Source organism: Priestia sp. JSM ZJ58 (genome assembly GCF_044383985.1).
Taxonomy (GTDB): Bacteria; Bacillota; Bacilli; order Bacillales; family Bacillaceae_H; genus Priestia; species Priestia zanthoxyli.
The window spans coordinates 930206-952242 of record NZ_JBISEM010000001.1 but is presented as its reverse complement, the minus strand read 5'-3'; the positions used below and the strand labels follow the sequence as shown (position 1 = coordinate 952242).

Annotated in this window: 22 protein-coding genes, 1 pseudogene and 1 other annotated feature; of the genes and pseudogenes, 7 read left to right on the top strand and 16 right to left on the bottom strand. The window is 39.2% G+C overall.

Annotated features, from left to right (window positions below):
- Window positions 1-84 precede the first annotated feature (84 nt).
- Both ACH6EI_RS04855 and ACH6EI_RS04850 read left to right on the top strand, forming a co-directional pair.
- On the top strand, window positions 85-2127 hold the full coding sequence (locus ACH6EI_RS04855; RefSeq protein WP_028415044.1) for a catalase: 2043 nt from the start codon (window positions 85-87) through the stop codon (window positions 2125-2127).
- 123 nt (window positions 2128-2250) lie between these two features.
- Window positions 2251-2964, top strand: a complete 714-nt coding sequence (locus ACH6EI_RS04850; RefSeq protein WP_063248327.1) for a YoaK family protein — start codon at window positions 2251-2253, stop codon at window positions 2962-2964.
- A 26-nt stretch (window positions 2965-2990) separates the two neighbouring features.
- Here ACH6EI_RS04850 and ACH6EI_RS04845 read toward each other — a convergent pair whose 3' ends face one another.
- Window positions 2991-3488, bottom strand: coding sequence for a GNAT family N-acetyltransferase (locus ACH6EI_RS04845; RefSeq protein ID WP_028415046.1), 498 nt, complete (start codon window positions 3486-3488; stop codon window positions 2991-2993).
- A gap of 200 nt (window positions 3489-3688) precedes the next feature.
- Between ACH6EI_RS04845 and ACH6EI_RS04840 the strand changes: the two genes are divergently transcribed.
- The gene (locus tag ACH6EI_RS04840; RefSeq protein WP_013058630.1) at window positions 3689-4270 is read left to right on the top strand and encodes a YitT family protein; all 582 of its coding nucleotides are present in this window, start codon (window positions 3689-3691) and stop codon (window positions 4268-4270) included.
- A 37-nt stretch (window positions 4271-4307) separates the two neighbouring features.
- Here ACH6EI_RS04840 and ACH6EI_RS04835 read toward each other — a convergent pair whose 3' ends face one another.
- From ACH6EI_RS04835 to ACH6EI_RS04805, 7 genes are all read right to left on the bottom strand, one after another.
- Window positions 4308-5276, bottom strand: a complete 969-nt coding sequence (locus ACH6EI_RS04835; protein WP_028415047.1) for an LCP family protein — start codon at window positions 5274-5276, stop codon at window positions 4308-4310.
- A gap of 87 nt (window positions 5277-5363) precedes the next feature.
- The gene (gene ltaS, locus ACH6EI_RS04830) at window positions 5364-7286 is read right to left on the bottom strand and encodes a lipoteichoic acid synthase (RefSeq protein WP_028415048.1); all 1923 of its coding nucleotides are present in this window, start codon (window positions 7284-7286) and stop codon (window positions 5364-5366) included.
- A 406-nt stretch (window positions 7287-7692) separates the two neighbouring features.
- Window positions 7693-8046 carry a cupin domain-containing protein gene (locus ACH6EI_RS04825; RefSeq protein ID WP_028415049.1) on the bottom strand — a complete coding sequence of 118 codons (354 nt, stop codon included), beginning with the start codon at window positions 8044-8046 and terminating at the stop codon, window positions 7693-7695.
- A 52-nt stretch (window positions 8047-8098) separates the two neighbouring features.
- Window positions 8099-8998, bottom strand: a complete 900-nt coding sequence (locus tag ACH6EI_RS04820; RefSeq protein WP_028415050.1) for a DMT family transporter — start codon at window positions 8996-8998, stop codon at window positions 8099-8101.
- A 151-nt stretch (window positions 8999-9149) separates the two neighbouring features.
- Window positions 9150-10277, bottom strand: a complete 1128-nt coding sequence (locus ACH6EI_RS04815; protein WP_028415051.1) for an NADH-dependent flavin oxidoreductase — start codon at window positions 10275-10277, stop codon at window positions 9150-9152.
- Window positions 10278-10471: 194 nt separating this feature from the next.
- Window positions 10472-10657 carry a Fur-regulated basic protein FbpA gene (locus ACH6EI_RS04810; protein WP_033580328.1) on the bottom strand — a complete coding sequence of 62 codons (186 nt, stop codon included), beginning with the start codon at window positions 10655-10657 and terminating at the stop codon, window positions 10472-10474.
- Window positions 10658-10766: 109 nt separating this feature from the next.
- Window positions 10767-11642, bottom strand: coding sequence for a DUF4405 domain-containing protein (locus ACH6EI_RS04805; protein ID WP_247807428.1), 876 nt, complete (start codon window positions 11640-11642; stop codon window positions 10767-10769).
- 246 nt (window positions 11643-11888) lie between these two features.
- Window positions 11889-12120, top strand: a binding site (T-box leader).
- A 67-nt stretch (window positions 12121-12187) separates the two neighbouring features.
- On the opposite strand from ACH6EI_RS04805, the gene ACH6EI_RS04800 reads away from it, so the two are divergent.
- Window positions 12188-13558 carry an amino acid permease gene (locus tag ACH6EI_RS04800; protein WP_028415053.1) on the top strand — a complete coding sequence of 457 codons (1371 nt, stop codon included), beginning with the start codon at window positions 12188-12190 and terminating at the stop codon, window positions 13556-13558.
- A 42-nt stretch (window positions 13559-13600) separates the two neighbouring features.
- Here the strand turns inward: ACH6EI_RS04800 and ACH6EI_RS04795 are convergent, their stop codons facing one another.
- The 4 genes from ACH6EI_RS04795 to ACH6EI_RS04780 all read right to left on the bottom strand — a co-directional run bounded on the left by ACH6EI_RS04795 (window position 13601) and on the right by ACH6EI_RS04780 (window position 17181).
- Complete coding sequence (locus ACH6EI_RS04795; RefSeq protein ID WP_028415054.1) at window positions 13601-14827, bottom strand: DUF819 family protein; 1227 nt, start codon at window positions 14825-14827, stop codon at window positions 13601-13603.
- Between the two features lie 131 nt (window positions 14828-14958).
- Entirely contained in the window at window positions 14959-15525 is a 567-nt protein-coding gene (locus ACH6EI_RS04790) for a TetR/AcrR family transcriptional regulator (RefSeq protein ID WP_028415055.1), read from the bottom strand.
- A 121-nt stretch (window positions 15526-15646) separates the two neighbouring features.
- Window positions 15647-16285 carry a hypothetical protein gene (locus ACH6EI_RS04785; protein WP_028415056.1) on the bottom strand — a complete coding sequence of 213 codons (639 nt, stop codon included), beginning with the start codon at window positions 16283-16285 and terminating at the stop codon, window positions 15647-15649.
- Window positions 16282-17181 carry a LysR family transcriptional regulator gene (locus ACH6EI_RS04780; protein ID WP_028415057.1) on the bottom strand — a complete coding sequence of 300 codons (900 nt, stop codon included), beginning with the start codon at window positions 17179-17181 and terminating at the stop codon, window positions 16282-16284. The genes ACH6EI_RS04785 and ACH6EI_RS04780 overlap by 4 nt, the downstream gene beginning before the upstream one ends.
- A 156-nt stretch (window positions 17182-17337) precedes the next feature.
- Between ACH6EI_RS04780 and ACH6EI_RS04775 the strand changes: the two genes are divergently transcribed.
- On the top strand, window positions 17338-18087 hold the full coding sequence (locus ACH6EI_RS04775; RefSeq protein ID WP_028415058.1) for a sulfite exporter TauE/SafE family protein: 750 nt from the start codon (window positions 17338-17340) through the stop codon (window positions 18085-18087).
- A gap of 21 nt (window positions 18088-18108) precedes the next feature.
- On the opposite strand, the gene ACH6EI_RS04770 is transcribed toward ACH6EI_RS04775, so the two are convergent.
- From ACH6EI_RS04770 to ACH6EI_RS04755, 4 genes and pseudogenes are all read right to left on the bottom strand, one after another.
- Complete coding sequence (locus ACH6EI_RS04770) at window positions 18109-18603, bottom strand: GNAT family N-acetyltransferase (protein WP_028415059.1); 495 nt, start codon at window positions 18601-18603, stop codon at window positions 18109-18111.
- 72 nt (window positions 18604-18675) lie between these two features.
- Complete coding sequence (locus ACH6EI_RS04765; protein ID WP_028415060.1) at window positions 18676-19317, bottom strand: NAD(P)-dependent oxidoreductase; 642 nt, start codon at window positions 19315-19317, stop codon at window positions 18676-18678.
- Between the two features lie 50 nt (window positions 19318-19367).
- Window positions 19368-19565: pseudogene (locus ACH6EI_RS04760) on the bottom strand (hypothetical protein); the annotation flags it as partial.
- Window positions 19566-19695: 130 nt separating this feature from the next.
- The gene (locus tag ACH6EI_RS04755; protein WP_028415061.1) at window positions 19696-20358 is read right to left on the bottom strand and encodes an MgtC/SapB family protein; all 663 of its coding nucleotides are present in this window, start codon (window positions 20356-20358) and stop codon (window positions 19696-19698) included.
- A 105-nt stretch (window positions 20359-20463) separates the two neighbouring features.
- On the opposite strand from ACH6EI_RS04755, the gene ACH6EI_RS04750 reads away from it, so the two are divergent.
- Window positions 20464-21273 carry a class I SAM-dependent methyltransferase gene (locus ACH6EI_RS04750; RefSeq protein ID WP_028415062.1) on the top strand — a complete coding sequence of 270 codons (810 nt, stop codon included), beginning with the start codon at window positions 20464-20466 and terminating at the stop codon, window positions 21271-21273.
- 43 nt (window positions 21274-21316) lie between these two features.
- Window positions 21317-22036, top strand: a complete 720-nt coding sequence (locus ACH6EI_RS04745; protein ID WP_028415063.1) for a poly-gamma-glutamate hydrolase family protein — start codon at window positions 21317-21319, stop codon at window positions 22034-22036.
- Window position 22037: the final 1 nt, after the last annotated feature.

Here is a 22037-nt window from a genome sequence, read left to right as displayed (position 1 = left end):
TCCAACATTTCTGTTTGCTTCAACTTTTGATAGGGTACACATTTTGTAATGATTATTAACTGAAGATCAAGGAGGAAGACAAGCATGACAAAAAAGCACCCTGTAAATGAAAAAAGCAAGCAAGAACAACTCGAGCAGTTTAAAACAGACGATCGAAACCAAGCGCTCACAACCAATCAAGGGTTAAAGCTTTCCGAAGATGAATTTTCTTTAAAAGCAGGCGAACGTGGTCCAACCCTTATGGAAGACTTTCATTTCCGTGAAAAAATGACGCATTTTGACCACGAGCGCATTCCTGAACGCATCGTTCATGCACGAGGCTTCGCTGCTCACGGAGAATTTGAGCTGTATGACTCGCTCAGTGAATATACAAAAGCTAAATTTTTACAGAATCCGTCTGTAAAAACACCTGTATTTGTCCGTTTTTCTACTGTAGCAGGTTCTAAAGGTTCAGCTGAAACGGTTCGCGACGCACGTGGTTTTGCAACAAAATTTTATACAGAAGAAGGAAACTATGACTTAGTTGGAAATAACATTCCCGTGTTCTTTATCCAAGATGCGATTAAATTCCCGGATTTAATTCACGCTGTTAAGCCTGAGCCACACAACGAAATGCCTCAGGCGGCTTCAGCACATGATACGTTTTGGGATTTTGTCGCTAATAACCAAGAGTCTGCCCACATGGTCATGTGGACAATGTCAGACCGTGCAATTCCTCGCAGCTTGCGTATGATGGAAGGCTTCGGCGTACATACTTTTCGCTTAGTTAATGCGGAAGGAAAAGCTCATTTTGTCAAATTCCACTGGAAGCCTGTGCTCGGCACGCATTCCCTTGTTTGGGACGAAGCTCAAACCATTTCTGGGAAAGACCCTGATTTTCATCGCCGCGATTTATGGGAGTCAATTGAAAACGGAGACTATCCTGAATATGAGCTAGGGCTTCAAATCATAGCTGAGGAAGATGAATTTAAATTCGACTTTGACATTCTCGATCCAACTAAGCTTTGGCCAGAAGAAGACATTCCCGTCAAATTGGTTGGAAAAATGACCTTAAATCGAAATGTAGACAACGTATTTGCCGAAACGGAACAAGTCGCATTCCATCCGGGGCATGTAGTACCGGGAATTGATTTTTCCAATGATCCTCTCTTACAAGGAAGATTGTTTTCATACACGGATACCCAGCTTATTCGTCTTGGCGGCCCGAATTTTCACGAACTTCCAATCAACCGTCCAGTGTGCCCGTTTCATAACAATCAACGCGACGGTTACGGACGTCAAACGATTAACAAAGGGCCTGTCAGCTATCACAGAAACTCTCTTGCAGCCAATACGCCGGCTCCTGTACCAGAGTCAGAGGGCGGTTATTCTCACTATCAGGAAAAAGTGGAAGGAAGAAAAGTTCGAAGCCGAAGCGAAAGTTTTAAAGACCACTTTTCACAGGCAACGCTATTTTGGAATAGCATGAGCGACCCTGAAAAAGAGCATATTATCAGTGCTTTCAGCTTTGAGCTTGGAAAAGTGAAAAGCAAGTCTGTTCAGCAACAGGTTGTTGATATGTTTGCCAACGTCAGTACAGTGCTAGCTAAACAAGTGGCACAAGCGATTGGTGCAACGCCTCCATCAGGAGAAGACGCGCCAGTGACCAAGTCGTCTCCGGCTCTTAGTCAGGAACAGACGATTAAAAAGCCGAATACGCGTAAAGTAGCTGTCATTGTAGCTAATGACTTTAGCGGTGACCTACCACAAGTGTTAAACAGTTTAAAACAACAGGGCATTCAGCCTGAAATTGTAAGCACAACCCTCCAAAACGTAAAAGGAACAGACGGGTCAGAACTTGAAGTACAGCACACGTTCTTAACAAGTGATTCTGTCTTATTCGATGCGGTTTATGTTGTCGGAAGTTCGTCAGCTGATGAGAAGTTTCGTAAAGAAGCACTGACGTTTGCTCAAGAAGCATTCGAGCATTTTAAACCAATTGGCGCCACAGATGAAGGTGTTAAGTGGCTAAAAGCTGCTGGCTTAGATAGTAGTCCCGGTGTCGTAACTGGAGATTCTACACGTTTTACAGATGAATTTGTTGAAGCTGTTTCAGCTCACCGCCACTGGAATCGTCACGTTATATAAATGACAAAAAAGATAGGGATCTTCCCTATCTTTTTTACATGGAGTCACAGCAATTGAAGAAAAGCCGATTTTTTGCTTATACTAGATAATGCACCTTAGATTTTCAGGAGGCAAAAGGAAGACATGCTCACAAACAAATCATCTTACTTTTTACAATTAACGAAACGATTCAAAAAAGCTGCAACGGCAAATTCAGTTATCCTTGGAATTTTGTTAGCTATTGTGGGAGGTTTTCTTGATGCTTATACGTATATAAGCAGAAACGGAGTATTTGCAAATGCACAAAGTGGAAATATCGTTTTATTAGGTGTAAAGGCAGCACAAGGTCAATGGACAGAAGCTTTTCTTCATATTCCGCCTATTTTAGCCTTTATCCTAGGCGTTGCTGTAACCGAAACATTTAAGCAGCCGCGATTTGTATCTGTACTCCCTGATACTTCTCGTATTGTATTGCTTTTAGAAATTGTCGTACTCATTATTGTTGGGTTTTTACCACCTAGTGTTCCTAATATGTTGGTTACAGTAACAATTTCATTTGTTGCTGCTCTTCAAGTTTCTTCATTTAGAACTTTGATAAAATGGTCATATAATACAACAATGACAACTGGAAACCTTCGTACTGCTTCTCAAGCAGCATACTATGCTATATTCAAACGCGACGAAAATGCTGCTTATCAGTGCCTTCGTTTTACGGCCATTATCCTCTCTTTTTTAAGTGGTGCGTTGTTAGGCTCTATTTCTACTTTCACCCTCGGAACAAAAGCAATTTGGCTAGCTTCTGCTATTCTTTTTCTCGCTTTTGTCATTTTAAATTCAGAATCTCAAAAAAGCCTTTGAAATCAATGATTTCAAAGGCTTTTTTATTAAACTGATTTTCTAAATGCCATGACATGCAAATCTTTTACCGGATAAAAATCGTTATCAGGAAAGCGGACGTAACCTCTTTTAGTGTACAGCTTAATGGCATGTTCCATTGAATGATCTGTATGTAAACCTAAATAAGAACATCCTAGCTCCCGAGATTTTTTTTCACACGCTTCAAGAAGCGCATTGGCGACTCCTTTTCGGCGATGAGATGGAGCAACTGCCAGCAGACGAATTTCAGCCCATGGAAATGGTTTTAATAACCCTCCATATACATCCGTATTCGGCGGATAAAACAAAACGCTTCCTGCCATTTCTCCATCGATTTCAGCTACCATGCATTCAAATTTTTTTTCTTCACTCAGGGTATGTAAAATTCCCTTTCGATATCTTTTCCAGTGTGCTTCCGATTTTACAGCTGCATATTGCTCATAAGCAGCAAGCGTTACTGTTTCAATAGATGATGTTTCTTCTTCTCTAGCTTTTCGAACGATCAATTTTTTCTCCTCCATTTACCTTCTTCGTTAATTCTTATTGTCTATGGTGAAGAATGTTTATGCAACACATTTGCATTGCGAAACAGCTTCCTTTGCATATATTTAATCCGTGCATTATGGTTTCTAAAGCAGTCTTTGTGCTGAAACTCTGCTTGTCTTCATATACATATAAAGAGATTCATAGACAAGGATGAGACAGCATGTACAAAAAATTAATTGCAATTGGAATTGGCAGTGTGTTTGTTAGTATTGGAATTAACGTTTTTATTCTTCCGCTTCAGCTTGTAACAGGAGGCATTACGGGAATTAGCTTAATCATTAATTATTTACTTGGCTATAAAGTAGGCGTGATGATTTTTTGCTTAAACTTGCCGATTTACCTTCTCGCTCTAGGTTTTAACCGCTCTTATTTTTTAAATGCTATCTATGGCATGGTTCTCTCAGCCGTTATGATTGATTTGCTGTTTCCGCTTCACGGAATTTTTCACCTTCCCATTATCTTAAGCGCTTGCCTTGGAGGCGTTTTTAACGGAATTGGAACTGGCATCATGCTCCGGCAGCACGCAAGTCAAGGCGGGGTCGACTTATTTTCTCTGATACTTGCAAAATGGTTATCTTTAAACCCTGGCATCATCATTTTAGTGATTGACGCATCTATTATTATTTCAGGTATTTTACTGCTTCAAAACGATACAGCTATTTATTCATTATTCATTGTTGTATGCTCTGGTATAGTGACCAGTTTAATTACGTCATTCAAACGCATCATCGTCTATGTATAAGGAAAAAGCCTCGAGACATGCGTCTCGAGGCTTTTCTTTATTTGTCATTTAAGAATTCTTGCAGCGCTTCTTTATTTTTATCTAAATCAATATCAAGCACCATACCAACGCCGCTATACGTTTTGTTTTCAAATGATCCGTCTAAAGGCAGTCGTAGGCTTTGAACGTCTTTCATGTTTCCTGTTACCACATCTTTAGCTAGAAGCATCATGCTTTTTGTATCTAAATTTGTATCGATGTAAGGATCCATTACGCCGAGAAGCTTCGGTATTTTAAACACGCTGTTTAGGCTTGCTACTTCATCTTTGAGCTTTAAAACGACTTCTTGCTGGCGCTGAACGCGTCCAAAATCACTCATGTTATCATGGCGAAAACGTACGTAGCCAAGCAACTGTTCACCGTGTAAAACTTGGGTACCTTTGTGAAGCGTCATACCAATTCCCGAAGACATATCGTGAGGCACGGTTACTTCAATGCCATCAGGCGCAATCGTATCTACAATTTTTGAAAATCCTTCGAAGTCCACAACTGCATAATAGTTAATATCAATATCAAAATTTTGTTTGATCGTTTGACGCAGCAGCTCAGGACCTCCGAACGCGTAAGCAGCATTCAGCTTTTGCTTGCCGTGTCCTGGAATATCCACGTACATATCCCTCATAAGAGAAACAATTTTCGGGTGTTTGCTTTTAGAATCGTAGTGAGCAATTAAAATAGAGTCTGTACGAGAATGCTTTTCCCCGCGCGAGTCACTTCCTAACAGCAGCATATTTACTTCTCCGTTATTCGGGAGACTGCCTTGAAACTGTTCAAATGTCGTGCCGTCATCCGCAAATTTACCATCGCTTGCTATCGATAGCCCTTGCTTATATTGGAAATAGCTGTATATGCCCCCAACGATAATAAAAAGGAACAACAAAGCAAAGAACACTCTGCCCCATCGAACTCTTCTTCTTCTTTTGCGTCTTGTTCGCTCCACGTTTCTGTCACCAGCTTTCTTTTTCAATGAAGTTCTCATAAAACAAGCAAGTAGCTAAGCTTTTAAAAAGCTCCTCTACTTGCTTGTTTGGATTGTATGGTGTGAAAGCTTACATTATTTTTCTGTTTCTTGGTCTTTTCCATACATGTATTTTGATGGATCGACCGGTTTAAAGTCATCTAATTTATTAAATCGTAATAAATCACCGTATAACACTTTATCAGAAAGTTCTAGCTCTCTTCCAACTTTCTTTTTATAAGCTTTCGCTTCGTCTGTTGCTGTGATTCTTTCTCCTGTGTTTGTATCGTAATACTTGCCGTCAATTGACGTGTATTTCGGAGAAACATAATCACCGTTTCTAAATGCTACTACCTGATCATGGTCTTTTGATAATAAATCTGTACCGAATTGAACATACTCTTTACTATCAATTCCCACTAGGTGAAGAAGCGTAGGCACTACGTCAATTTCACCGCCGTACGTATGGTTTACTCCACCTTTTACACCTGGTACGTGAAGGAAGAACGGTACGCGTTGAAGCTGAGCGTTTTTATATGGCGTGATTTTCTCGCCAAGAACTTTTTCCATTGCTTTGTTATGATTTTCAGAAATACCGTAGTGGTCACCGTAAATCATAATAACTGAGTTGTCATATAAACCTGAAGCTTTTAGCTCTGTAAAGAATTCTTGCAGTGATTCATCCAAATAACGAGCCGTTTGGAAATAACGGTCTACCGTTCCATCTCCTGTGTTCGCCGGTTCAATGCTAGCATCACCTTTATCAAGAACGAATGGGAAATGGTTTGTTAATGTAATCATATGCGCATAGAACGGCTGCTTCAATGACTGTAGCATTGGCATAGATTCTTTGAAGAATGGCTTATCTTTTAATCCATAGTTTACTTTGTTATCACCAGTCATATTGTAATAACTTGCATCAAAGAATTTATCCACACCGAACTGTTTGTAAATTTCATTACGGTTCCAGAACGTTTTATAATCTCCGTGTAACACAGCACTTGTATAGCCGCCCTCTTGATCTAAGATCGCTGGTGCTGCTTGGTACGTGTTGCGGCCTTTTAAGCTAAATGCTGATCCTTGAGGCAAGCCATATAATGACGTATCCATCATAAGCTCTGCATCAGCTGTTTTACCTTGTCCTGTTTGATGGAAGAAGTTATCAAAATACATAAATTCATTTCCATTTGCTAATGAATTTAAAAACGGCGTTACTTCTTGTCCATTTAACTTGTAATTAATTAGGAATGACTGAAATGATTCTAGATGAATTTTAATAATATTTTTTCCTTTTGCTTTACCCGCATACTCAATATTCGGAGCTGCATAGTGACTTGTACTGAAGTTTTTCACTGTTGTTAAGTCATCACTGCTTGCGAATGCTCGTTGCTTTGAGTTTTGAAACGTTTGAACTGCATCATACACCGTGTAGTTGTATGCTCCTAAATATTTCACTAGGTAGTTGCGATCAAATGTTCTTGTTAATAATTCAGGGCGATCTTTTTCAGCATAGTGCAAGTTAATTGCAAATGCGACAGCTCCTGCCGCTAACACCATGAACGTATAGCGGAATTTAAGACGTGCTTTTGGCCATTCGATTTTTCTAACAAACAATAGCGCAATCAGTAAAATGATATCTACAAAGTAAAAAATATCGTGAGCTTTTACTAAATCAGCGATACTGCCTCCTAAATGACCCACATTGCTTGTTTGCGTTAAAGTAGGCAATGTCACAAAGTCATTGAAGAATCGATAATATAAAATATTGCTGTACAAAATGACCGTCATGATTGTACTAAGGATAAGCGTCCAAACGATGGCTCTTTTTCCTTTTGCAAACAATGCTAACCCTAAAAAGATCAAAGTTGAACTAATTGGATTAATAAACAATAACGTTTTTTGCATTGAGTCACTTATATCTAAGTTGAACTCCACTTTGTAAGACATGTAAGACTTGATCCACATGAATAAAACCGCTATAAAAAAGTAAAACAACGGCTTTGAAAATAGTTTTTTCATTTTCAAATTCCTTTCACTAAAAAGTAGAGATTTCATGTTCAGCTAACCTCAGGAAAGTCCCCTACATTAAATCGTAACGGTTAAGTCCTGCAAAAGATTACCTGAAAATGATTCAATTTGTCAAACAATATCATCTTCATCTCTTTTTTTAGTCATCTACAAAATTTACATTTTAACTTGTAATCTCTTATTTTTTATCGTGATGTTAATATTACACAATTGTTAATTTGTAAATTTTGTTCTCCCTATATTGCATACATATTAATTTACCACATTTCTGCTCTGCAATAAAAGTATTTTTATTTTATTAGGCATAATATTTCACTTGCTGAATGAAAAGGTACTATTGTACTGGACGGTATTCTTCGCTTACTGTTAGGACTAGTAAAAATAGACTTATCTATGCTTAGTCTTTATCTTCATCAACAGCTATGCGGTCTCCTTGTGCAAAAGGCTGTGAAATCACAAGAAACTCAATCTCCTCACTCGAACGATTCATCATTTGATGAAGAATCGAAGGAAATACTTCTACTCCTTCGTGTGCTTTTACATCGTAAATAACTCCGTCTATTTCTAGAGCAGCTGTTCCTTTTAGTACAAAGAAAAATTGATGTGCTTTCAAGTGATAATGCCTTACCTCTTCCGTATAAGGGGGCATGCGCTCATGAATAATACTTACGTCTTTATTTTTCACTAGGTGCCACCCATCGCATTTTCCTCCCCACACGTAGTGTTCTGCGTTTTGCTTACTAACTTTCATGACTAGCTCCCCTTTTTCTAATAAATGAACACCTGCAGATGAAATAGAAATTCTATGTGATCTTTTTTATCCTGCTATTGGAAATATTTTTTTCAGATGAAGGTTTTGGCTTCAAAGTAAAAAGCATTCCTAAAAAGATCAAAACAATGCCTGCAAGCTGCAAAAGCGTAGGGCGAAATCCCGTGAATGCTGTATCTAATAAAATGGCAACGGCTGGATCTAAAAACACCAGAACCGAAATCACCTGAGTTTTTAAATAGCGCAGGCTGTCGAAAAACAAATAATACACTAAACCAGTATGTACAAAGCCTGTTACTAAAATAGATGTCCAGTTGGCCGTTGTTAGGAAATGAAAATCAGTAAAATGAACAAACGGCAATAATAGAAAAATTCCTAAAAAAGTCTGAAGAAATGTAACAGCATAAGCACTCGTATGAATAATGCCTTTACCAAGCAGCGTCGTGCATGCATAAAACAAAGCGGCTAAAAGCGCCCAGAGTATTCCTGAAGACATGAAGCCGTCAATCGTAAGTTGCTCCACTCCAATAATTAGAAGTGTTCCTCCAAAACAAATGAAGATAGACATCACGCCAAGAACCGTTAATTTCTCCTTAAACATAAAGCTCCCCAGAAGCAATACTAAAACGGGTGCAAGATGATAAATAGAAATAGCAACCGTAACGGACATCATTTCAAATGCTTTAAATAGAAACACCCAGTTAAACACAAGAAATATCCCACACAGTAAAATCTGCTTTATTTCTTTAGCATTCCATTTTTCCCTTTTATATTCACCCGTTACGAACCAGCACATTCCGAGAAAAAGTGTTGCACAAATACAGCGAACAAATACTAAGTCAAAAGAAGGCAGTCCAGTTTGTGTGGAGAAAAAGCCAATTGAACCAAAAATACTCATTGAAATCATCATTTTCACCATTGGCTCTGCTTTCATTCTCTCACCTCACTTTCAGAAAACTATTACTATTCAAACATAAAGAAGCCCATTTGTAAATTAATGGTTCAAAAGCGCTATTCCATGAAAAAGCAAAAAGCGCAAAGACACGGGATCAGTCCCATCGTCTTTGCGCTTTTCTGTCTTTCTTTTAATCTTCAACCGGGAACCAGCCTGGTGTGTTAATAACGGCTTGCCACAGCGGGTCAGGAATCACAAGCTTTTCCTGATCTTTTTTGCTTAATGTTGTTACAATTTCATTTTCACGGCCTTCTTTTACTTTTTGAACCCAGTCTGGATCCATAATTAATTCGCGGCCAATCGCAAGCAGTGGAATGCCCGTTTCAAGAGCGGCTGCTGCTTCGGCTGCTGTATGAATAGAACCTACGCCCATTACAGGTACACGGCTTCCTACTCGCTCTTGAATAATTTCAATACGTGAACGAGTATCTTCCACGCCTCGGCGCGGTTTTGACCAGAATTCCATTAGCGATACGTGAAGGTAATCAAGGTCTTTTTCTGCTAGTGCATCGACTAACTTCAACGTATCAGCCATTGTAATTCCTGGCGTTTCAGGCTCTTCTGGCGAGAAGCGATAGCCTACTAAAAATGATTCTTTTGCATGCTTAGAAACGGCTTGCTTTACTTTGTCTACGATTGCAAGCGGGAATGTTAAGCGTTTTTCTACGCTGCCGCCCCATTTATCTTCGCGGCGATTAGAATGCGGAGAAAAGAACTGCTGAATTAAATAGTTATTTGCTCCGTGAATTTCAACTCCGTCAAATCCTGCTTCAATGGCACGGCGCGTCATTTCACCAAAATCGTGAATAATGCCTTCAATTTCTTCATTTGTTAACTCTCGAGGTACCGGAGCTCCTTCTTGTTCTGCAGCAACAGCACTTGCGCTAACAACCTCTCCATTTGGAACAAGCTCAGGCGGACACATGCGGCCTCCGTGAAAAATTTGAAGAACTGCTTTTGCTCCTTGATCTTTAATGGCTGTTGCTAATCGACGCAGGCTAGGAATCATTTCATCGCTGTCTGCAGCAAACTCTCCGTGAAATCCTTTTCCGTTCGCCGTTCCGTATGTACATGCTGTAATGACCATGCTAACACCTTTTGAACGTCGTACGTAGTAGTCTACTTCTGCATTTGATACTGTCCCATCTTCATTTGATGAAAAATTTGTCATAGGAGCAAGAATAACGCGGTTATCTAATTTGATGCCATTTGAAAAAGTAAATGGCTGTAAAAGCGGCTCATACTTTTTATTTGTCATTTTATTTCCCTCCAAAAATGATACGGTCAAAAATAGTGGCATATTATAGGTAGAGACTGTTTTCTTTCCTATAATATGTGTCATTTAAAACTGTAACTTTAAAATATACTGTGATTTTAATCTGTACAGTTTTGCCTGTCAAAGAATAAGACTTTCTAACACAAAAAAGCACTCATATACTGAGTGCTTTTTTATCATTGCGAAAGAGGTTCCTGATTATACATAAATGATTTTACTTTTACATATTGAGCTTCTAACTCTTGAAGTGTCAGTTCGTATAGATGCCGATTTCCTTTTTTATAAATACCAAAATTCAATAGCGCATTAATAAACCAATTTTTCTTATGTTCCGTTTCAGGCTGTGTATGTTGTTTCACGATTTCCACCACCTAAGGTTCTCTCATTTTAATTTTGCAAAGCATTCGCTTTTACATAAATGATTTTACTTCTATACGATGAAAAAACGGTGAAATAGAAAGCTTTTTCATTTTAAATTTCCGCAGCAGGACCCGTTATTTTTTTACGTCTCTTCACACCTGCTAATATTTTTTCAATATAATAAATAACAATAATAAAAACTGACATAATAGCAAAATAAGTACCGATTACAACAAAAGGATTTGGACTTTCAAAGCCGCTTTCTTTTCCTTTCATTCCTCTTTCCGGACCTCCGCCATCGTGATCAAAGTTTGGACGTTCGTGACCAGCAGATGCCGTCGCAGAAGATTTGTTCTCGCTAAATGAATGGCGATCAAAATTCGGCTTCCCACCGCCTTTTTGCGGCATATCTGAGGAACTTACATTCAGTACTCTCGCTACTCCTCCAAGTTTTCCAAGAAAACCCGTTTCATTTATTTCGTATATGCCAATGACTAACAGCGCAGCGGTTGTGAGCTTAGCTGCTATGCTCAAGCTTTTCTTTGACTTTTTGAATTTCGTCATATTTTTACATACATTTATAACCCATTGCCAATGAAGACCTATGTGAGCGGCTACTAAAATTAACACTAAAAATGATACGGAAATATGCGAAACCTTAAACCACTGTTCGTTCCCAACATTAATATTTGGAAATACTACTCTTGAAATAAAAATACCGCTAATCATAATAAATGACATCGTAATCAACAGCATGATATTTAAAAAGTAACCGAACTTTGTTCTGCGCGGAAGCCTGCGGTCAAATAATTTAACCGTAACTTTCTTTACCCACTGCCAGTTTAGCAGCACGTGGGTAAAAAAGGCGACGGCAATCGCCAACCCCGCAATTTCATGAAATGTTAACCCTCCCAATACTTGCTTGTTAAAAAACAAAACAAACGTAACGGCCATTAAAAGATCCAGTCCAAACCGGACGTACATCATCTTTTTCACTCTATTCATTCTCCTCACCTATGTATTTGTCAAAACAACTCCTTTTTTATATTTCTTAATGTAAGCAGAGTTGGTGAAAATTAGGTGAAACGACTGATTTTTTTACCAAAATAACCAGTCCTGAGTTCTATAAAAGTAGAATGGAATCATTTTTGCTTTTTCGAAAATAGCTGTTGACAAAGAAAAAAGAAGCACGTATAGTAATGGTTATTCATCAAGAACTTTCAGATTTTAATCAAAAACACAGCGATTGGGAGTAGTAAAAGCTTATTATTCGGTCAAGAGAGCTACGGGTTGGTGTGACGTAGTCCAATAATACTTTGAACTCGCCCAGGAGTGGTAATTCAGAAAGAATGCAGAAGTGTTCTCTAAGTTTTAACGTCTAACCTTCGTTATCAGGTTTTAAGCAGGGTTCTTTAAGAGCCAACAAGAGTGGTACCGCGGTTAGCTAAAGCTTATCGTCTCTTCTCTCATTTGATAATGAGGTAGGAGACGATAAGCTTTTTTTATTTTATAAAAAAGTGGAGGGAAAAGTCATGAAGAAGGACAACCAAGGTTTGCAGCGAACAATGACTTCACGTCACATTATGATGATGGCGCTAGGTGGAGCAATTGGCGCTGGTTTATTTAAAGGAAGCAGCTCGGCTATTGATATGGCAGGACCATCAGTTATTATTGCCTATTTAATTGGCGGAATTATTTTACTATTCATCATGCAAGGTCTTGCTGAAATGGCGGTTCGAAATAGTGAAGCACGAACGTTTCGTGATTTAGTTCAGTCGATTTTAGGAAGCTATCCCGCTTACTTTTTGGACTGGATTTACTGGAAAATGTGGGTGTTAAACATTGCAGCTGAAGCCGTTGTAGCCGCTATTTTTATTCAGTACTGGCTTCCTGATTACCCAATTTGGATGCTTGCTTTAGGCGTATCCGTTATTGTTACAGCCATTAACTTGCTTTCAGTTAAAGCATTTGCTGAAACGGAATACTGGTTAGCTTTAATTAAAATCACGGTCATTGTGATCTTTATTATCGCTGGACTTTTATTATTGTTTGTATCATTCGGTCATCATACCGCAGCGGGTTTTTCAAATTTAAGCGATCACGGCGGTTTTTTCCCAAAGGGACCAACCGGGCTAATTACGGCGATGTTAGTTGTCATCTACTCATACGGTGGAACTGAAATCATCGGAGTAACGCTAGCTGAAACAAAAAACCCTGAAAAAGTAGTACCTAAGGCTGTGCGCAGTACATTAACGCGTATCATTGCTTTTTATCTGTTCCCGTTTTTTATCATCGTGAGCTTGATTCCTTGGAATGAAGTGAACGGCGTTTCTCAAAGTCCTTTTGTAATGGTATTTAAAATGATTGGCATTCCCGGAGCAGATCATATTATGAATGCCGTGATCTTGTTAGCCGTTATTTCTTCTATGAACTCAGGACTTTACGGTTCATCACGTATTTTGTATACGCAAGCAGTAGACGGTCGAGTGCCGAAGATATTTTCGAAACTTTCTGTTAACAAAGTTCCTGTCTATGCAATCTTAATGTGTACATCATCCCTTTATGTGGGCGTGTTGATTTCCTTATTTGCAGGAAGTAAGACATTTGATTATTTGATGGGATCTTTAGGGTATACGGTATTGTTTATTTGGTTGATTATTGCGATTGCACACTTAAAGTCCCGCAAAGTTCAGCCAGAAGCATCGAGCAGCTACTCTGTTAAATGGTTTCCTTATACAACGTGGGCTGCCCTTATTGCACTAAGCGCTATTTTAATTGGTGTTATCTGCACAACATCCGTTGTTATTACGACTATTACATTAGCTATCTATTTATTTATTACAGCTACGTATATCTTTAAAGGTCGTTTTTATCAATCTTCAGCAGTCAAGCACGCTAAATAAAAAAACGCCTCCTTTGAGTCATCAGAGGAGGCGTTTTTTTATTTAAAATGTTAAGTACCAATAGCCAAGTGCAAAGCCGATATAGTTACCAATAATATAGCCAAGCGTTCCTACTACCAAGATAGGACCAACCAAACTTCCCCATCCTTTAGCAATCGCCATCGCGCTTGCTGTCGTAGGTCCCCCTACCGTTGCATTGCTCGCCAGTAAAATATGTTCTAACTCAATTTTAAATACTTTTCCTAAAAGCAGCCCCACTATTAAATTACTCATCCCCACAATGAGCACAAATAGAATCAAAAGAGGTGCTTTTTCAACAATTAATGGAATGGACGCCGGCACTCCAATGACAACAAAGAAAATATAAATGAAGTATGTGCCGATTTCTTGGCTTCCGCTAATGTTTTTAAAATAAGAAGGAAACAGATAAATGACAAGAAACGTAAGTGTGGAAAGCAATAAGTATTTTTCGCTCAAAATAGTATGTAATAACGTTTGAACTACGGAAGCATTTGGACCGGCTGGAATGATTGTTCCAAACCATTCGGCTAATTTAAAAGATACAACCACTAGAAAAAATGATGTACCAATGGAAGCCGCCACGTCTTTTAACGAAATTTCTTTTTTTGCCCAATATTTTTCTGCAAGCGTATGACGATCATTTTCTCCATATTGCCTGGCCTCTACTTCTTGAATATGAGGTGTCTTAAAATGTTTCCTAAAAAACTTCATAGAAGGAACAAACATATACACGGCAAACAGTAAAGCCATGACCATATTATCAGCAACCACCGTCGCGGAAACCATTTGACTTGATGGTTCAAATTTGGCCGTAACGGTAGCAAAGTTAACCCCTCCACCTACATAAGAAGCGCCAATAGCAGCTGCAATTTTTGCTAGTTCAGGAATATAATCTTTTAACAACAAGAAGCCTGCTGTGCTCCCTATGACCGTTCCTACTGCACAGATTAAGAAAATAAAAAGCAGTTTCCGGCTTTCTTGAAATAATTCTTTCATATTGACTTGAAATAACAATAATGGAATGGCAAGCGGTACTAGATACGCCCAAACCGCATCATAGACTGGAGACTCTGTTGGAATAATTTTTAAATTTGATAGGATAAGCGCTCCTGCTAGCGCAATAATAGCTCCTGACAGAAAAGAAGCCCACTTATACTTTTGTTCGAGAAAAATACTAACAGAAGCCCAAATCGCTAGAATTCCCCATAGTGCCCACGTATCATCAGCTTGAATAATAGTAAAAATCACGAGCTACTCCTTTCTTTCTTTTTAAAGAAATATAATTTTCAGAAAATATACCTTTAAATTTTATCAATATATGCCAAATTCCGTCAATCCATAAAAAAAAGCTTTCCACTCTAAAAGTGGAAAGCTTTTTTTTATTTGCGAATCAGAACCGGAATCTGCTGCTGAATCTGCTGCAAAGGAGCGCTCGTTTTTTCTGTTAACGAACGCAAAATACCGCCTTCTATCAGACAGTTGATTACAACTGCAAGCTCTCCTGCTTGCTTCTCTTGAAATCCGCTCTCTATCATTTTTTCTCTAAAAAGTTTTTCCCAATCTTGAAAAGCCACATAGCAGACTTCGCGCAGCGGTTCATTAATAAGCGCCGTTTCTCCAGCCATCAGTCCAACAGGCATACCAGCAATACTTTCTTCGTGTTCAAACTGCTTGGACAATTCTTCAATAAAATACTGAATAGCCTGTGCCGCGTCAGAAGATTTATTTAAACTTTCTTTAATTTGAACTTGGACGTATTTATTCGTATATTGAACAGCGTGAATCGCCAGTTCTTCTTTCCCTTTTGGAAAATAATAATAAAGAGACCCTTTTGGCGACCCGCTCTCTTTAATAATTTGATTTAATCCCGTTGCATGATAGCCTTGCAGCTGAAAAAGCCGCGATGCTGTTTCTAAAATCTTATCGCGTGCATTTGCTTTCTTCACAAAACGATGCCTCCCCTATATAATAAGTGGTTTCTATAACACTACTTATCATATAAGTAAATGAAATTTTTGTCAAAATAAAGTGAATATTTTACCATTTATTTTTCCTTATTTTCATTTCTTATGACCTAATAATTGTTTTTCTTACTTCTTCCGCTAACGGTTGAAGAGGCGTAATAATACGGTCGCTTACCTCCTCCGCCGCTTCTACCATCGAGAGCTGCGCCACTGAAACAACAGTGTTATGCTCTTTTATTAGCTCATCTAAGACATGTTTCACCTTCTGTTTATACTTCTCTAGGTTTCCAGTCATTACTAGTTCAAAAGCACCTTCTATCACAACAGGGTGAACTTTTATCTTTACATTTTGATAAAATGCAAATTCGTCTAGACGCTTCATCGTTCCTTCTACGGTCTCCGGATTTGTAAACACGATAAGCTGCGGTTCTTCTATTTCACATATTCGGCGAAAATAAGGCTCATCGATTTTAATAATTGGAACATCACTTGTAAATGCTTCTGGTAAAAGAGCAATGTAATTCGTACACGTAAGTAAAATGGCATCCGCTGAACATTCTTCCATCCACTTTAACTGCTTCTCTACTTTTGCACCTGCTGACTCCGCTGCAAATTTAGGATCGGTTTTTACCCGATGTACAAGTCCAGGGTCTACGAAATGCATACAGCTCGCAAACGGCAGCGCTTTTTCTATATAAGAGATGTTCGAATGATGAGCGTGCAGGCAAGCAATTTTCTTCATCGTTTTCCTCCTGTATGATGGTCTTTGAAATACTGAATTAAAAATTCCTGGAACTTTTTCGCAACAGGAGTTAAGTATTTATCCTTGTTCCACGCAATCCCGATTACCCTTGAAGCTGTGTCTTCTTTGAGCTTTATTTTTTTAATGCCTCGCAAGTCCACTCCCTTTATTTCAGGAAGCAAGGCAACCCCTAAATGAGCCGCTACAAAACCAATCACCGTCAAAAATTCTTCTCCTTCAAACGTAATATTTGGGACAATTTCAGCTTCTTCGAACAGCTGATCAAAAATTGTTCGGCTTCCGTATCCTTTTTTTAACGCGATAAACGATTCATGAGCCAACTCTGAAATCGAAAGCACTTGTCTTGAGGCAAAAGAATGCGTATCAGGGACATACGCGTACAGCTCGTCTTTCCATAAATATTCCCACTGAATTCCTGCCCTAGATTCCGTTACGGAAGACATACAAAAATCAATTTCTCCCGTTTGAAGCTGATCGAGCATGATGTTCGTCGCGTTCTCAAAAATTTGAAATTGAACGTTCGGATACTCTTGTAAAAAAGCATGAACTAGTTTCGGAACGGACGAAGCGCCTAATGATTTTAAAAAAGCAAACGAAATGCTGCCGCGATGAGGATGAATCAAATCTGAAAGCTCACGTTTCGCTTCTTCCATTTCGTTTAATACTTTAGCCGTTCGTTCATAAAAAAGCCTTCCGTATCGATTTAAAATAACTTGCCTTCCTTTTCGTTCAAATAGCGGTACGCCAAGCTCTGATTCTAATTTAGAAATTGAGCGGCTGAGCGTAGGCTGCGCAATTGATAATTGTTCCGCTGCATTTGTGAAATGTTCCGTTTGAGCTACAACATTAAAATATTCGAGCTGCTGCCATTCCATTTTTTTCACATCCTTTACTTATTACATAATACTATCGATTTCATATAAATTATACATTGGACGTCATAAAAAATTCATGTTTAAATGAAGAACGTAGCACTTGCCGAAAATGTTATGTGTCTGCATAGAATAAGTGTTGAAAGAAGGAATTCGTTTATGGATGTTTCAATTATTTTAACAATGTTAGCCGTCGGACTGATCTTAGGATTTGTCGGAGCAGGCGGATCAGGTTTTATTATTTCAATTTTAACGCTGCTGTACGGCGTATCTGTACACGTTGCACTCGCAACGGCTCTTACCGCAATGATTTTCTCTTCTTTATCTGGTGCCGTCAGTCATTACCGCGAAGGTAACGTATCTTTAAAATCTGGTATCTCTGTTGGTATCCTCGGTGCATTAGGCGCTTGGATTGGGTCTAACCTTTCATCCTTTATCCCAGAAGGCGAGCTAAAATGGCTCACAGCCGGCATGCTTTTATTATCTGGTGTTTTACTTTGGCTGCGAATGTTTTTATTTTCCCGTCAGCAAAAAGAACGTACTGTTCCAACAGGAGCTAAATTTGTCGTCTACTCTTTACTAATCGGCTTAATTACGGGCGCTCTGTCCGGAATGTTTGGAATTGGCTCAACTCCATTTATCCAGCTTGGCCTTATGATGGTGTTAGGCTTGTCTATTCGCCAGTCCGCCGGAACGACGATGCTCGTTATTATTCCGATTGCAATTGGCGGAGGAATGGGCTATTATCAGCAGGGCTTTTTAGATATCCCGCTGTTGATTCAAGTAGTTGTCGGCACAATGGTCGGTTCATATATTGGAGCAAAATTTACAAATCGTGTACCTGCTCCCGTATTAAAAACGTCCCTTGTAGCGCTGCCTATTTGCTCTAGCTTTCTCCTTGTTATATAAGAAAAAAGCTTGAACTCTTGTTCAAGCTTTTTTTATGTTCATCTGATAAACAAACTGCTTTCCTTGGCTTCCAAAAACATGCCGGTCTGTATCGACAAAGCCGCATCGTTTGTATAGGTGCTGCGCCGCCGTGTTTTTATGGTTCACGCCTAGCACCACTTTATTTTTAGTGCGAAAGTGATGGTTGATAAAAGAAGGAAGAAGTTTCAATGACTTTTTGCCAACTCCCTTTCCTTGATAATCAGGATGAATGGAATAAGACCGTATTAAAAGCGCGCCGGATCCCTCGGTATATTCTTTAACGGCTTCCCCTGCGTCGAGCACGAAAAAGCCGGCTAGTTTGTTTTCTGCCAAAATCAAAACGGGCGTTTTATCTCTTTCCTGCTTACACTTAGCTATAGCTTCAGCGGGAAGTGCCGTGTAAATGAGCTGCTCTTCAGGCAGCGTATAGCTATGTATAGATGACTCGTAGGCTTCACTATAAAACGTTAAGGCTACGTTTTCTTTATTCTCCATTTTCTGCTGGACTCCTTTTCTTTTTCCATAGTATAACATGCACAAAAAAAGCCGCATAAAGCGGCTTTTCCTTTATCTAGCGTCGGATACAACGGTAAAGCGTTCGTTTACATGCTCTCCTCGCTCAATTTCATCAATAACTGCAATGGCGTAATCCGCATAGCTGACATGGCTGTTTCCTTCTGAGTTTAAAATAACATGATCTTTCCCTGTTTTATAAGCATCCGTTCGTTTTCCTGAAGGATTAAAAAATGCTGCTGGGCTAATGAACGTCCAATTAATATCGCTTGTACTTTCTAAGTCTTTTAAATTTTGGGCTTGGTTGTCAGCTGTCGCTTTGTACTCTTTTGGAAAATCAGGCGTATCTGCTAGACGCGTCGTTTTCTCTTCATCTACAAACAAACTTCCTGCTCCTCCTACAACAAGAAGACGAACGTCCGGAGCTTGTTTAAATACATGAATTAACGATTGCCCCGCTTCTACATGCAGATGTTCCTTTCCTTCAGGAGCTCCAAACGCATTCACTACCGCATCGAAACCTTCAATATCGTTTGCCGTAATATCGAAGATGTCCTTTTCCAGTGTACGAACATCCTTTTCTTCTACTTTGCCCGCATCACGTACAATTGCCGTCACGTCATGCCCGCGATTTAAGGCTTCTTTCACGATAAAACTTCCTGCTTTTCCTGTAGCACCTACAACTCCAATTTTCATTTTATAACCTCCAGTAAAATTCTCTATATTTAGGTAATAGCCTTTTTTTGCTATGATAAAACACAGCAAAACGGTTTAAGCAAGATAGAGAGAACAAATTGGATAAATGAGTTAGTATGGATTACTTTTAACACCGCGGTTGATTTCCGTGCAAGGCTTCGCTTTCCGCAGGCGGCTGCTGAGCCTCCTCGTCGCTTATGCTCCTGTGGGGTCTCACCTGTTCCGCTTTTCCCGCAGGAGTCTTCGCCTTACCCTCCAATTAACCGCTAGAAGCACCTACATACACGAATTCTACGTCCTCCATTCATCGTTCGGCCCTGCTCTTCCTTCAACTAAAATACATTTCTTCCAGTCTCTTTTGAAAAAATAAATAAGTGCTTATTCAATTTCAATAAATAACACGTGAGCCATAGAGTGAATCGATTTAATCAATTCTACTTTATTCCCTTTCTTTTTTGCCTTTCCTTTTATTTCAACAAAATAGAGCAGCTCACCTTGATGATGATCTTGGTGAATTTCGTAAGACGAAATCATAATATTTTCTTTTTCAATCTTATCAAGCAGCTCATAAATATCCTCTTGATTTGCTGCACGAAACTTAATTAAAATGGAATGAGTAGAAAGAGATGTAAACATTACGTTCAATATTTCTAAGCCAATCAGCACTAATATAGTTGCGCTAATGCCGACTGTATACATACCGGCCCCAATGGTTAAACCAATTCCCGACGTTGCCCATACGCCTGCGGCTGTTGTGAGCCCTCTAATATGCTGCTTTTGAATAATAATCATACCTGCTCCTAAAAAACCAATACCGCTTACTACTTGTGCGGCCACCCGGCTCGGATCAAGAGCCATATGATCTTGATGAAGCACATCTGAAAAGCCATATTTCGAAATTAGCATAATCAGCGTGCTACCGACAGCAACTAAAAAATGAGTGCGAAACCCTGCTTCTTTAGCTCTAAACTCTCTTTCTAAACCAACCAAAGCTCCTAACAAACCTGATAGGGCTAGACGACTAATAAAAGCTGCGGTCATTCTTTCTCCTCCTTTCTCTTCACTTTTTCACAAATGTACCTATTAACTATTTCTATTTTTGTTATAATTTACTATAACTATTTTTTAAAGTGGAGGCTAATCAAAGTGGATAAAGTTATCGATTATTACAGCAGATTTGATGAGTGGGGACGGTTAGAACGAGAACCTATTGAGTTTCAAGTAAACTGGCATTTCATAAAAAAACACCTTCCTCCTAGAGGCCATATTTTAGATAACGGTGCCGGACCGGGAAGATATGCCTTGAAACTAGCAGAAAACGGCTATGAAGTAACTTTAACTGATTTGACACCGCAGTTGGTTGAAAAAGCCAAAGAAAAAGCTTTAGAACAGCAAGTATATAATGTATTTCGTAATTTTCACGTGGCAGATGCACGAAACCTTCACTATTGTTCAGATGAACAATTTCATGCCGCATTAATGCTTGGACCAATGTATCATTTACAGAAGAAACAAGACCGTATTCAAGCCGTTCGAGAGCTGTATCGGGTAACAAAGCCAGGCGGAACTGTTTTTATTTCATTTATGCCGCGCGTTCAGCACGTCATTTCTTCTTTAACATCGCCGGAGCGTTTAAAACCAAACAACACGGCAAAAGCGCTTCATGATTTTTATGAATCAGGCTGCTTTAATCATGCAGAAGAAAGGCGATTTACTCACGCTTATTACACTAAAATTGAGGATATTATTCCGTTTTTAAAGAAGCATGGATTTCGATGCATCGAGCTGATTGCCTCTAACGTTGCCTCGTCAGTTAATTCAAAAGAGTGGACGTACTGGCAGGAAACTTCTTCTGAAGAAATGAACAACATCGTTCAGCTCCTTATTCAACAAGCATCGAACCCTTATCACCTTGGACTGTCTTCTCACTTACTTTATATCGGGCGAAAAAATTAATAATCACCTCTATTTATCATAGAATAAATAGAGGTGATTATTAATGAACCGTTTATTCAAATGGAGTACAAGCATTTTGCTATGTTTTATGTACTGCTTTTTGATTTCCCTTCCCTCTTATGCAAGCGGTGACTATTACTCTTCCTATGCAGAACTGCAGCAGCACGAAATTCTCCATCAAGACTACGATATTCGCTACGAACATCGCTTTAGCTATTTATCCATTATGGCCATTCACGGCGGCGGAATTGAACCAGGTACATCAGAAGTTGCCAAAGAACTCGCCGATCGTTTTTCTGCTTCTTATTATTTATTTGAAGGCATCAAGTCCACTAACAACGGAGTTCTGCACATAACCTCAGAAAATTTTGACGAACCGATTGCTAGAGGAATGGCTCAGCAAAGCATGTCCGTTTTGACGATTCACGGCTACAGCGGCAGTCAGCCTATCGTGTATATAGGTGGAAAAAATCAGCTTTATAAAGAGCTGATGAAGCAATCACTGCGCAAAAACGGCTTTACCGTCCGTGACGCTCCTTCTAACATAGCGGGAACAAGCGAACAAAACATTGTGAACGATAATCTGCTAAAAGCCGGAGTGCAGCTTGAACTCACAGCCGAACTAAGAAAATCATTTTTCGCAAACCATGACTGGTCGAGAAACAACCGCATGAATGTAACACCGCTTTTTTATACATTTGTTACTTCCTTACAAGAAGCATCCTCTTCCTATCAAACTTTCCTTTACCTACAGATCCACTAAT

Excerpts from the sequence above, each read along its gene's own strand:
- ACH6EI_RS04855 (WP_028415044.1), top strand. The coding sequence starts at position 85 with ATGACAAAAAAGCACCCTGTAAATGAAAAAAGCAAGCAAGAACAACTC.
- ACH6EI_RS04850 (WP_063248327.1), top strand. The coding sequence starts at position 2,251 with ATGCTCACAAACAAATCATCTTACTTTTTACAATTAACGAAACGATTC.
- ACH6EI_RS04840 (WP_013058630.1), top strand. The coding sequence starts at position 3,689 with ATGTACAAAAAATTAATTGCAATTGGAATTGGCAGTGTGTTTGTTAGT.
- ltaS (WP_028415048.1), bottom strand. The coding sequence starts at position 7,286 with ATGAAAAAACTATTTTCAAAGCCGTTGTTTTACTTTTTTATAGCGGTT.
- ACH6EI_RS04825 (WP_028415049.1), bottom strand. The coding sequence starts at position 8,046 with ATGAAAGTTAGTAAGCAAAACGCAGAACACTACGTGTGGGGAGGAAAA.
- ACH6EI_RS04820 (WP_028415050.1), bottom strand. The coding sequence starts at position 8,998 with ATGAAAGCAGAGCCAATGGTGAAAATGATGATTTCAATGAGTATTTTT.
- ACH6EI_RS04815 (WP_028415051.1), bottom strand. The coding sequence starts at position 10,277 with ATGACAAATAAAAAGTATGAGCCGCTTTTACAGCCATTTACTTTTTCA.
- ACH6EI_RS04805 (WP_247807428.1), bottom strand. The coding sequence starts at position 11,642 with ATGATGTACGTCCGGTTTGGACTGGATCTTTTAATGGCCGTTACGTTT.
- ACH6EI_RS04800 (WP_028415053.1), top strand. The coding sequence starts at position 12,188 with ATGAAGAAGGACAACCAAGGTTTGCAGCGAACAATGACTTCACGTCAC.
- ACH6EI_RS04785 (WP_028415056.1), bottom strand. The coding sequence starts at position 16,285 with ATGAAGAAAATTGCTTGCCTGCACGCTCATCATTCGAACATCTCTTAT.
- ACH6EI_RS04780 (WP_028415057.1), bottom strand. The coding sequence starts at position 17,181 with ATGGAATGGCAGCAGCTCGAATATTTTAATGTTGTAGCTCAAACGGAA.
- ACH6EI_RS04775 (WP_028415058.1), top strand. The coding sequence starts at position 17,338 with ATGGATGTTTCAATTATTTTAACAATGTTAGCCGTCGGACTGATCTTA.
- ACH6EI_RS04770 (WP_028415059.1), bottom strand. The coding sequence starts at position 18,603 with ATGGAGAATAAAGAAAACGTAGCCTTAACGTTTTATAGTGAAGCCTAC.
- ACH6EI_RS04765 (WP_028415060.1), bottom strand. The coding sequence starts at position 19,317 with ATGAAAATTGGAGTTGTAGGTGCTACAGGAAAAGCAGGAAGTTTTATC.
- ACH6EI_RS04755 (WP_028415061.1), bottom strand. The coding sequence starts at position 20,358 with ATGACCGCAGCTTTTATTAGTCGTCTAGCCCTATCAGGTTTGTTAGGA.
- ACH6EI_RS04745 (WP_028415063.1), top strand. The coding sequence starts at position 21,317 with ATGAACCGTTTATTCAAATGGAGTACAAGCATTTTGCTATGTTTTATG.